Source organism: Bacteroides sp. 3_1_13 (assembly GCF_001185845.1).
GTDB classification, from domain to species: Bacteria; Bacteroidota; Bacteroidia; order Bacteroidales; family Bacteroidaceae; genus Bacteroides; species Bacteroides xylanisolvens.
Genome location: NZ_KQ236955.1, coordinates 480,985 through 489,370, shown reverse-complemented (window position 1 = coordinate 489,370; position 8,386 = coordinate 480,985). Strand labels below are relative to the sequence as shown.

General features: G+C 39.7%; 4 protein-coding genes. All 4 read right to left on the bottom strand.

Annotated elements, in window-relative coordinates; translation table 11 throughout:
- Positions 1–255: 255 nt before the first annotated feature.
- The 4 genes from HMPREF9009_RS01965 to HMPREF9009_RS01950 are packed head-to-tail and all read right to left on the bottom strand — an operon-like array spanning position 256 to position 8,377.
- The gene (locus HMPREF9009_RS01965) at positions 256–1,863 is read right to left on the bottom strand and encodes an ADP-ribosylglycohydrolase family protein (RefSeq protein WP_049701294.1); all 1,608 of its coding nucleotides are present in this window, start codon (positions 1,861–1,863) and stop codon (positions 256–258) included.
- Positions 1,864–1,875: 12 nt separating this feature from the next.
- On the bottom strand, positions 1,876–3,840 hold the full coding sequence (locus HMPREF9009_RS01960; protein ID WP_049701293.1) for an ADP-ribosylglycohydrolase family protein: 1,965 nt from the start codon (positions 3,838–3,840) through the stop codon (positions 1,876–1,878).
- 59 nt (positions 3,841–3,899) lie between these two features.
- The gene (locus HMPREF9009_RS01955; RefSeq protein WP_004323850.1) at positions 3,900–5,429 is read right to left on the bottom strand and encodes a RagB/SusD family nutrient uptake outer membrane protein; all 1,530 of its coding nucleotides are present in this window, start codon (positions 5,427–5,429) and stop codon (positions 3,900–3,902) included.
- A 14-nt stretch (positions 5,430–5,443) separates the two neighbouring features.
- On the bottom strand, positions 5,444–8,377 hold the full coding sequence (locus tag HMPREF9009_RS01950; protein WP_009038934.1) for a SusC/RagA family TonB-linked outer membrane protein: 2,934 nt from the start codon (positions 8,375–8,377) through the stop codon (positions 5,444–5,446).
- Positions 8,378–8,386 lie beyond the last annotated feature (9 nt).

Sequence of the window (8,386 nt, the reverse complement as noted above, 5' to 3'; positions counted from 1 at the left end):
TCAAATTGCTCCATGATTGAAAATATTCCTCCAAAAGGAGTGAGCTTCTCGGATTTTATTTGCATTTTTGCCATGCCTGATGAGGTTTTGTTTGATTATTTTTTTGCAACACTAAGTTAAGTGAATCCTCTGACATGGCAAAATCCTGAGCAACTTTTTGTTGCTCAGGTACTTAAAAAAAATATTTTATAATAGTGTTGCGGAATTAAGGGTAAATAGTAGAATGATGTTAATCAGGACTTTTTTCATCTTAACTTATTTATTAAAGTAAAATCTATCATGTTCTTTTTTCTCTGAATAATACATTATGTCGTTGATGCGAATAATGTAGTCTTTTTTGCGGTTCAACCATTTCATTTTAACGTGGTGTCTTCCTTCCTTCATGAGGTATTTCCAGGCTGGTTCTACTTTGCGGTCTGTATTTCTCATGGGTAAAGCTGCTACATGGTCCAGTTCTCCGTCAATCCATATTTCCACTTTAGCAACGTAAGGGTCATTGGGCTCTGCCAATCCGAACACCTCGGAACCGATGTGGCGTGTAGATACACGATTGATATAATCGGGAGTAATACTTCTTGTGCAGCAAATGTTGCCCCAGATAACAAATCCGTTACCATTGAAATCAAATTCAAATGTATCTGTCAGGAAGCAGTCTTTGCGTTCTCTATAAAGTGGATAGGTCTTTTCGAAATTTTGTTCTAAAGGAAGTACATCCGCCTTTTTGATTGGAATTTCTATTTCCCCACCAGATACTTTTCCACCTGTTTTGACTATGAGTTGTTTAGCTTGATCGAAACTCATTTGGTATGCTTTTGCCAATGACATATTCGTTCCTTCAAATGTAAAGTCTTCTACTTCTTTCAAAGGGTTTAACCAGAATGAAGGGATTTTATCATACCCATACATGACGCCGAGTACACCGCCGACTGTAGACGGATTACAGTCAGAATCTTGTCCGCAGCGTGTTGCAATATCGACAGAGTTGGTGAAGTCTCCTTTACCGTAGAGCATAGCTAATGCTACGAAAGCGGAATTGAGCTTGGCGTCAATATTAAAGTTTAGAAATACGCCTTTGGGACATCCTACATCACAGTTCCATTTTTCTTGCAGGAAGTACCAGCAATCTTTCCAGTTGTCCGGGTGCAAAGAATGGAAATTAATTACATCCTGAATACATTGATGGAATGTACTCTCTTCAGGTATGACAGAGATTGCGGTTTTTAGAATCGCTTCAGGACTCTTTTCATAGAAAGCGGAGCTATAAAGAGCTGCTACGAAAGCACCGCCATAAAAACCGTCACCACTGTTCATAATGTGGCCTACTCTGGAGGCGATATCCAATGCTTCCGGCAGCATTGCCGGAGCCATCAGACCAATGAAGTCTGCTTCGATCTGGAAATCCAGATCGTCTGCATGTGGGTTATTCAACCAATGACCGGAAGCCGGTGGCATGATACCTTGGCGGATATTATATCTGCCTGCTTGGTTAGCATGGGCCAAATGATAATCAGCGAATGCAAATCTTTTGGCAAGTTCTTCTTGTGAACAATCCAGGCCAAGTTCATCAAATGCCTCAACAAACGTGCAATCGTTATAAATATCATCGAACAATCCGGGCTTCTTTTCCCACCAATATTTAACGTAACCTTCCGCCCAGGGGATCGGCTGGTAATCTTGAATATAAGTTCCCGTGAACTTAAACTCTGTAGGTGCTCCGAAAACAACACCAATGGTTTGTCCGGCCCATCCTCCTTTAATCTTATCTAAAAGTTCTTTATCAGATAACTTTAAAGTTTTTACAGGTTGGGCTTGTACGTTGAGAGTAAAAAGCCCTATAATACATATCGTAATTATTTTCCTCATTTTTCTCTTCCTTTATTTCTCGTAAACTCCTAGTTCGGTGATAGAGATGAATGATGATACATTCTTTGTGTATTTATGCCAGTGTTCCTGCACTTTTGCATCCATTAGTACGCGTATTCCCTTGGTTTTTACTGCCGGGAATTCCAAAACATATTGTGCAAACGGAGGTTGGAAAAATACAATATCAGTTTCGGGAAGTGCCGGAGTTGATTTGAATTTACCTACGTCATACCAATGTCCGTCATTTCCAAGATATTGAATGTTCAGAGAAGTAAACCATCCTCCGAATTCCTCCAGACAGCCCATATCTAAAACAATCATATTGATGTTATGCTCTTCTTTCCAACTGTATCCGAAATAGTCTATTTTAGGCAGATTACTTTTGGCCGCTAATGAATAAAATACAGATCCTACGCCATCTTTGACTCCGTCATTAATTACTTCTACATTTGTTGCGTACATCGGTTTTCCAAAGGTAATCCAGCAAGAATCGAGTACTTCTTCGTTTAGTTTGCGGATATTTGCGTAAATAGTGTCAGCCTTGGGGGCTATATTCTTGGTTTTAACCAATAACTCAAAGTCTTTAGTAATTGAGTTCTTGTTATTTGCGCTTAATTGAAGGGTAATTGGATATTTGCCGGCTTCTGTAGGAGTTCCTGCCAGTTTACCGTTTTGGAATGTAACTCCTGCCGGAAGTTTACCTTTTACCAGTTCCCATTTGAAATTAGCGTTTGTTCTGCAGGCAAATGAGTAATCGGTAGGCTGTCCGATTTCCAAGTCCGGATTCGGGCCGATACAGAATTCCATCGGGGGAATGAATTGTGCTTTAGGGTTAACATATACCATATCACCTTTCACTTTTCCTCCTTTAGAGCAAACCAGTTCGATTGCTTTGTTGTAAGTACGTTCAATCATGTCTTCAATGGAAGCATCGGGAATATCAAACCTGGTGATATTGATATACCGGTCGTTGAAGGGTTTTTCCCATCCTTCGATAGGTTTGGTCAAACTTTCGGGAAGAGACTTTGCACCGTACATTACTCCTAGAAGTCCGGAGATGGTGGCTGCCTGATTATCGCAGTCAAATCCCATTGCACAACTTAAATCCAGCGTCCGTTGGAAATCTCCTTCGCCATACAACATAGCCAAAATCCCGCATAATCCGTTCAGATTAGCATTCCAGATTGTTTTTGTCATGGCCGGTTCATCTATGTAATATTTTTTAGCCATGATTTGACGTGCTTTTACCCAATCTTTAGGATATTTGTCATATAAAGCAATCATCTCTTTTACGGCTATCGCATATCTGTCATCAGCTGGCAATTCTTTTAAAGCGCGTGTAATAAGCTTGCGGATATCCTTGCAGAAAAAGGCGTCAGCGTACATTGCACCGTATAGAACAGTGGGAGATACCGCCCACGAATCGCTTGTGATACGGGCTGCCCAATCACTTTTTCCTGCAGCATACGAAATCATTCCCGGTGCTGTATACGCCCATATCTCGTTAATCAATTGAGGGTCGATCTGATACCAGTGCGGATTCAGATTTTCGTCACCTGTGAACGGAGGGGTGAATCCAAGATGCATTAATCCGAGTGCAGCCCTATTGGCTAGCCATACACGGTCACGGATATGATACATCCATCCTTCGCGCATATTAGCATAAGTAGGTTCTACACCATATTTCTCCATTAATAGTAAGTAGATATACTCAACATCAGTATCATCATCAGAGAATGCACCGTTATACTTCTGCAATTTATCTATGTTTTTAGTGTAACCGAATGGAAATCTGGATTCGGGGGCAGGTTCATCTACAAACTTGTTCTCAAAAGGAAGTCCATATATGTTTCCTACCATTTGCCCGATCCAAGCTCCGGCTATTTTGTCTTTTAACTCTGTCTTTGAAATTTTCTGTGCAGAGATAAATAAGATGTTAGTAATTAAAACAAGTAAAAAGATGATTGGTTTTTTCATACTTATCAGGGTTGATTTGTTGGAAGGTACACTTTTCTATGTGAACCTTCCAATTGTGGTTAATAATCTTTGTTTTGAGATAATTTTGGATTTGCATTTAAAATATCCGTAGGAATTGGAAATACATTTCTAAAAGTTTCTGAACTTTGGTCAGGGTGTGCCCAATATTTTTTCAGATATTTTCCGAAACGTATCATATCTTCATGGCGCCATCCTTCCCATGCCAGTTCTCTGCCTCGTTCTGCATAAAGTTCATCAATCGTCAATTGGCTTGTGGTATATGCATCAAGACCTGCTCTTGTACGAATCTTCTTGAAGTCTGCCAGTTGGATAGCTTCACTTGTTCTGTTTTGTCGTACCAAAGCCTCTACGTACATTAATACCACATCGGCATAACGGAAGATGGCAAAGTCGTTGTCCATACTAACTGTATATTCTTTTAAAGAACCATCAGTCTGGTAATGCCATTTCCAGCAGCGTGCACCGTCGTATGTACCACGTCCTCCGTTGCTATTGTAATATTTTTCTTCGGGGAAGACAGGAGTATATTCGAAACCAAGATCCTTTCCGCTTAAGTCTACTTGAGGACCGTATAACCAGCTCTGACTTCTGCGAAGATCTTGTTCTGCGTATGTTTGGAAAAAGTCCGGTTGGCAGAGAAAACCCGACCATGGGGCTGCCGGAATATTAAATGTTGCTTGTGATGCAGCTTCCAATGTCAGCGTATGCAAATAAAATGAGTTACTGTCACCGCTAGTATATACTCTGTCATACAGGATTACAAAGATGTTCTCCTTAGAATCTTCATTTTTAATATCAAAATTAGTGGAATAAGAGTCTTCAATGCTGTAAGCACCTATATCCATAATGTCTTTACAGGCTTTCTCTGCTTTGTCATACATTGGAGTACCGAACCATGCTTCTGCATTCAGATACATTTTCGCAAGAATGCAATAAGCGGCAGCTTGTGTGGCCCGTCCATAATTAGTATCTGAAGGCTCCCTGTCTAGGAACTCGATATTGTCATTAATCTCTTTTTCCAGATAGTTGAAAATATATTCACGACTTTTTTGTTCCGGGTATCCGGTTTCTGTGTAGTCAGTTGTGAAAGGTACGTTTCCCCAACAAGAAATGGCTTGGTAATAGTAGAAAGCACGCAATATTTTCATTTCGGCTATAATCTTCTCTTTTCCTTCAAACTGAATAGGTGATAGTTCCGTTTCGTAAATAATTTCATTACATGCAGCAATACCATTAAATATCCAGTTCCAGCCCCTTGTTAATAATTTATTTGCAGGTGGAATTTTATTCGTCTGGATTTCTTCATAACGTCCATTACTGTACCAGGAACCACCACAAGCGGGAACAGCACATTCATCAGAAGCTTGTAAAAGCAGTGTCCATAAACTTTGTTCGGAATTGTATCCTTGTAATTTCGTATATGCTCTACCTGCATTGGCTACCAGTTCCTTCTCGTTTTTAAAGAAGTCATTCATCGCTACTCCTGTGTATACAGTTTCGCTAAGATCGGTACATCCGTATAATAATATACAGATAACGAAACTTAATATTATATTTGTCTTTTTCATGGTAATCTTATTTTTTAGAATACTATATTAACTCCAAAAGTAAATTCTGTTGTACGCGGATAATAGCTCAAACTTTCCATACCGGGTTCCAGTCCGGAAAGGGCAACTTCTGGGTCGACACCAGAATAACCGGTGATACAGAATACATTCTGTGCAGTAAGAGACAATCTTAGTCTTTTTATCATTTTAGATGTGAAATCCCAAGTATATCCAAAGGTAACATTATCTAGTTTTAAATAAGAAGCATCCTCTATATATTTGGAGGAATATTTATAGGTCGTACTTGTGAAATTCGTTTGAGATAACCAGTTTGATGAGATATTTCTAAGTCCGATGCTGCTTAGATTTTCATATTCCATCGCATAGTTGTTCAGAATTTCTCCGCCGATAGATGCACGCAGTGAGAAACTCAAGTCGAATTTCTTATATCTGAAGGTATTACTCCAGCTAAGAGTGGCATCCGGATAAGCACAGCCAATTTTTTCCCATTGTTCTTCCGGTACGGAACCGTCTGCATTTTGTCCTAGCAATACATCTTTTCCATCTGTATCAGTTCCTAACCATATAGGACCATAGAAAGTACCCAATGACTGTCCTTCTATCAGACGTTGAGTGTAGCAGGCAGCACTTGTAGACCATCCCACTTTGTATGTTCCGTTAGTGAATTCATCATTGGTGAATTTCACCAATTTGTTTTTATTGTGCGAAACGGTAAGTGAGGTATTCCATGTAAAGTCTCTAGTGTTAAAAGGTGTACCGGATATTGTTAATTCAACTCCTTCATTAGTAACTTTTCCAACATTCGTAAACAAGGTATTATATACATAAGGAGGTGTTGGCACGATGTAGTCATATAGCAAGTTTGATGTAGTCCGTTTGTAATAATCGAAAGTGAACGAGAGGCGGTTATCAAACATTGTCATATCAACACCAACGTTGAACTCTGCTTTTTTCTCCCATTTTAGATCCGGATTTGCATTACTCGCAGGTTGATAAGTATTGATCCATTGGCCATTGTAATAGAATTTACCGGCTGTAGTCATCATCATCAAAGATTTGTAGTTTGAGAAATCCTGGTTACCGGTAACTCCGTATCCGGCTCTCAATTTTAAATCATCGATCCATTTGACATTCGAGAGGAATTTCTCTTTATTAATACGCCAACCTACGCTGACAGCCGGGAACCATCCCCATTTATTATTGTCACCGAAACGGCTGGAGCCATCACGACGTAGTGAAGCAGACAAAAGATATTTATCATCGTAGTTGTACATAAAACGTCCGAAGAATCCGATATATGTATTATCTTCTTTATTGGACGACATGCTGGCTTTGCCTTCAGTTAGATTCGTTCCTGTTCCGATGTTATGAGTCTGGTTGTCATCGAAGTCGAAACCGGAATTTGTCATGGATGCAGATGTGCTATAAGTATACTGGTATGTATATCCGAGTAATGCCTGAATGGAATGTTTTCCGAAAATATTCGAGTAATTTAAAGTAGACTCATATTGTGTATCGTTTTCCTGATAGTTTTCAATATAGGCTTGCCCGTTTGTTCCTATTAAACTTGGATAATAATGTGTGTAGTATTCACGTGTCTCATATTGTTCCTTGTCGTATGAAACAAAGTTCTCCCATTTTAATCCTTTTATAGGCAAAATGTTTAGAGTAGCACGAATATTTGCACCATAATTATCATTCTTACTTTCCATGTTCCTTTCGTTAATGATCGCTACCGGATTGTAATATTCCATTGCTTTGATACGGCTATATCCTCCGGCATCCGGATCGCTGTCGTCATAAACAGGCTCTGTTGGATTATGGGTAAATGCCTGCATAAAAGCACTTGTAGAGGAAGGGCTGTATTTGCGATGAATGATATTCAGGTTATAATCCAAATCGACCCATTTATCTAATAATGACTGGCGAATATTGGTACGTGCCATTAGCTTTTCGGAGCTATTGTGCTTTTGCAAGCCATCGCTCTTTTCATAATTGAAAGAAGTGTGATGTGAGAACTTCTCGGAACCTCCGGATATAGACAAGTTGTGCTTATGGCTGAACGGAGTTTGCGTAATTTCTTTAAACCAATCGGTATCACTGTCAAAGATATAACTTTCCAATTCTGGGCGATACTCCTTGATAACAGATTTGTATTCGCTTGCCGATAAAGGTTTTGCTCTGCGTGAAACGACTCCCACGGTGAGTTGTCCATCATAAGAAACTTCCGTTTTGCCACTTCTTGCACGTTTAGTTGTGACGATGATTACTCCATTCGTACCTCTTGTTCCATAAATAGCAGCTGCCGAACCATCTTTTAATACGTCTATAGATTCCACTTCCTGGAAGTTGATATTTCTGATATCTGCACCTGCCACCCCATCAATAATAATTAATGGACCTTGGCCTGCGGAAAGTGTGTTTGTTCCGCGAAGTAATACTTCATATTTGGCTGTCGGATCAGCACCGTTCGGGTTGATAATTTGTAATCCTGCCACTTTTCCTTGCAACATTCCCATAGCATTGGTGAATGTTCCGGGATTGAGGTCATCTTTCTTCATGCTGGTAACCGATCCTGTAAGCTCTTTCTTTGTGGTAGAGCCGTAGCCGATTACTACAACGTCATTAAGCACTTTCGAGTCTTCGCGCAGGTGTATTACAAGCTGTGTCTGATTTCCTACTTGTTGTTCAACAGTTGCATAACCTACATAAGATATAACCAATACATCAGAAGGATTCGCTTTTACATTGAAGGTTCCATCAACTCCTGTAATAGAACCATTTGTTGTACCTTTAACAAGGACACTGGCACCGATAATGGGTTCATTTGCTTCATCGAGGACTGTACCTCTTATTGCCTTCTGGGCAATAGCATCATTGCTCATCAAAGAAAATACTATTAACAACATACTTGTCAATAGACCGTGGATTGAACATTGTTTTATCATAATAACAGA